2 protein-coding genes are annotated in these 3,628 nt (G+C 35.9%); both read right to left on the bottom strand.

What is annotated here, in order from left to right; genetic code table 11:
• Positions 1 to 1,566: 1,566 nt before the first annotated feature.
• Positions 1,567 to 1,965, bottom strand: coding sequence for a hypothetical protein (locus tag GH664_RS21985; protein WP_153163767.1), 399 nt, complete (start codon positions 1,963 to 1,965; stop codon positions 1,567 to 1,569).
• A 19-nt stretch (positions 1,966 to 1,984) separates the two neighbouring features.
• The coding region (locus GH664_RS21980; protein WP_228111672.1) for a hypothetical protein at positions 1,985 to 3,628 on the bottom strand (1,644 nt) is incomplete at its 5' end.

Raw genomic sequence — 3,628 nt, 5'->3', positions numbered from 1 at the left:
ACTGTTACTTCACTATCGGTAATACTTCTACCGAATTTTATTTTGAGCTGTTTATGTTTCAAAACACCCACTCTATAGCCTAATAGTTTATTCTAAGGCTGCGTGTACTTACGACTTTGTTCTTATTCTGCACATAACTTTAGGATTTCCACCTATCATCCTTTAATGTAAGGAATCAGCGTCACTTTACATATATTGTTGCGCAATATACTTTAAATGTTTCAAATGTCAGCAATTATATTGTACAGTCGAGGGTGGCTCGGATTTACTTTCGTCTTCTTATCACTACTCGTCCTAAAACCTACCATTGAACTTCCTCATTATTCAAAAGGGTTAAACATGTTAATTCTCTCGGAGAGACTTCCTAAATAGATTTACATTCTGTCACTTCCCGTTAAGACTACTACTTAGTGCAATGCACAGATTTTTCTCCGGTCTGCTTCGTGTCCGTCTCTTAATGTGTCTGCTTCTCTTCAACCTGGGAGTAGGGCGATGCTCACTTTCACATATACTCTTAAGGATAGAGTATCTCACCTTGTGCAAATTTGATAAAACTCCAGTTATGCTTCTGGATAAAATCATTTAGTACTTCTAAGCTTTATGTCTTCCACTTAGTATTGAAATAGTGTTATTGCGCACTTCATCCGCTAGTTATCTTTATATTCCTGTTGCAAAGCACTCTAGGTTTATACTCAGATAGATAACAACTGAGTTTATTATAATATTACTTGAACTCACATACTCCTTATTTCCTAAAGAGGTCCGTTGCAGGATTCCTTATTTATTAATATTGGATCATTGCTACTCAGCCAATAGGCACACAATCTACTACTCACTTTATCACTCTATCTCTCTATACTGGAGTGTATAGTAATACAAGCTTAGGATTAGTTATGAACTGGTATCATAACATTGTGCATAGGCTTTACACCTAATCCAGGTAATCTATCAATATTTTTTCAATAAGTAGCGCTATAATATTATAATTAAGTACCTTCATATATACTATCTCTAAACTTATTAAGTTACAATATAACTGTTTAGATAAGTATAGAACACTATACTGACATTTTTATACGATCTATGCCGTAAAGGGGAGTTTGGAGCTACCCTAGAGCGTTATATGCTCGATAATGTTCAGCACGTAGTCTTGGACACTACGATTTGTTGGGCATCATCGTGTTTATTACTCCTTCTTGATTCAAACTATGATAAGTCTGCGAGTAACTTAAGAGGATTTCGTTCCCCTTGTACTGTTTAATTTTGTAGACTGCTCTCTACTAATTGCGTCTTCTGTTTCTGTCTCCAGTCGGTTCTCACCAAAAACAAGAGGGTTGTACACGCTCTCCCTCTATCTTATTGCTTCTTCAGTCTATAGATAGTATATAGACACAATAAGTTATTATACTTTCAGTAATAGCCTATAGTTGTAGCTATACTCTATTCCTACTAATATTCTGTACTATCTTAATTTTAAGAAAGTAATCTAACCATTTACTTTCTAATCCTTTGATTTAGATATCTCTGGATATACACCATTATAGCTCTATAATCGCATTGGCTGTTCTAGTTGCGACTCAGATTTATCTTCTCTGATTGTTGTTGTTTCAGTCTTTGGAGAATATCCGTACAAGTGGTTTTATTCTCTTTAACTGATGGCAGTTCTCTTACCTTAATGTATTTAGGTACTTCCTTCTCTACAACAGAAGTTAGATAGATGATACTGTCTTTCTTTTTGATTTCAACATTGATATTTTGTTCTGGGTTGCTTTGTCCATTTAATTTTATAGCGTTATTGTTCAAATTAATATCAATATTAAAGTCTTTTGTCCGAGGTACATCTGTGAACTTCGGAATCACATACTCGTGCGCGGTGGCGGTATTTGTATAGTTAGTTACAAATCCTACATATCCACCGAAAGCTAGCATTGCTAGCGTAAACAAAACTGTTGGTTTTTTACTCATTTTGATAATGCGTTAATTGTTACTTTTTAGTAGCATATGCAGATTTCTCAACATAGAAAGTAAGAGGATTTAAAGAAGTTGATGTATACAAGCCAGATACTTTCTGCATTACTTGTTTCAACATCTTATCATTCATTTCTGCTCCATAAGCAATACGCATATTGTTTACAGTCTTTATTGCTGAAATGTGTTTACCTTTAAGATTTAGACCCTTGATTTCTGGATATACAAGTTTGTCTTCATCTTTACCTTCGTTATTAGCAGAAGTAATAATACGATTGATCAGATCGTCATTAGTTCCACTAATTAATTGAGAATACCGTTTTGCTTCTTCTTCGTAGTTATTGTTTTTTGCAGTTTCATCAGCAATCTTCTTAGCTAAGAATACTTTCACAACATTAGCAACTTGCGCATCGTTGTATGTTGTTAATTGGTTCTTAAGCCAAGCATGAGATGCTAAAACTGACAAATTACCAGTTAAATTACCCCAAATAGCATTCGCACAACCTTCAAGCAATGTAGCGTTTCGTCCTGCTTCCTTCATCTTAAGTAATACAGTTGCTAATACTTGTGCTGGTTCTGCATCTTTGTCAAGTTTATAGGCTTCCCGTGCAAATTCAATCATATTTGCTACGTTCTTACCTATACCTCCTGACTTCTGCTTGTGTCGCATGTTCATAATAGTACACATTGCTGCTACTTTCTGTTCATCTGTGACACATTCTTCAGGTTTTGGCATTTCCTGAGTCTGCGGAACTTTAGCATCTTGTTCTAAAGCTTTTTGCATTTCAGGATTTGTCTTTGCGACAGCATCTTTGAAGTTAATCTCGAGCTGTCCATCAGATGTTTTGCTAGGAAGCAAATTAACACCGAGGAACAAAGAAGCTGTTTCATTCAAATATGCAAACATTTCTTCGTTCACAGTAAAACCTTGTTCTTTTGCATCATTCTTGAACTGGTCATTCCATTTCTGAATTAATACAAACATCATAAGGTCTGCCTGTTTTCCTGTTGCTTGATACATTGCCCGATCATCTTTAATCTCTTCACGGCGTTTCAGAATTGCGTTCATCAAATCTACTGAGTGATTTGCATCAATTCTGTCACTGTTCTGAGTTACAATGTTGGGCGCAGGAGCTGCGGCTGTTTTAATAGTAGGAGTATTGTTGATGTCAATTTCTTCAGCTTCTACTTCTTCTATCTTCTCCTTCTTCGACTTCTGCTGTTTAGGTTTCTTTTCAGTAGATGCGGGTTTAGGATCTTCCTTCTTTGGTTCTTCAACTGGTTTAGTTTCAGGAACTTCAGCAGGAATAGGATTCTTAATTCCTTCCTTAATCCGTTTAACGTCAATTCCGTCTCCCTTCTTTACATTAGATACTGGGAAGAGGACACTAGTAGTTTCACTAGTTTCGTTGTTCTTCCACTCGGCTTTGATATTTTCAATGCCTTTGCTGTCTTTCTCAATCTTAAGAGAAAGTAGACTCATATACGGTGATTTTGTGCACAACATATGAGTTTCATATGCTGATTTACCCATTGGAGTCTGATAGATACCACCTTTCTTTTGTTCAGCTGGTTTCTCTTCAGGCTTCTTTTCTTCTGGTTTAGAATCTTCTACTTTTGTTGTTTCTACTTTAGCTGAAGCTTCTACTGCTTCTTTAGC

The sequence above is a fragment of the Thauera sp. 2A1 genome (assembly GCF_009469595.2).
Classification (GTDB): domain Bacteria; phylum Pseudomonadota; class Gammaproteobacteria; order Burkholderiales; family Rhodocyclaceae; genus Thauera.
Note: the sequence above shows the minus strand (reverse complement) of the source record. Positions and strands in the feature narration are given on the sequence as shown.

Coding starts and splice junctions, on each gene's coding strand:
- GH664_RS21985 (WP_153163767.1), bottom strand. CDS start 1,965: ATGAGTAAAAAACCAACAGTTTTGTTTACGCTAGCAATGCTAGCTTTC.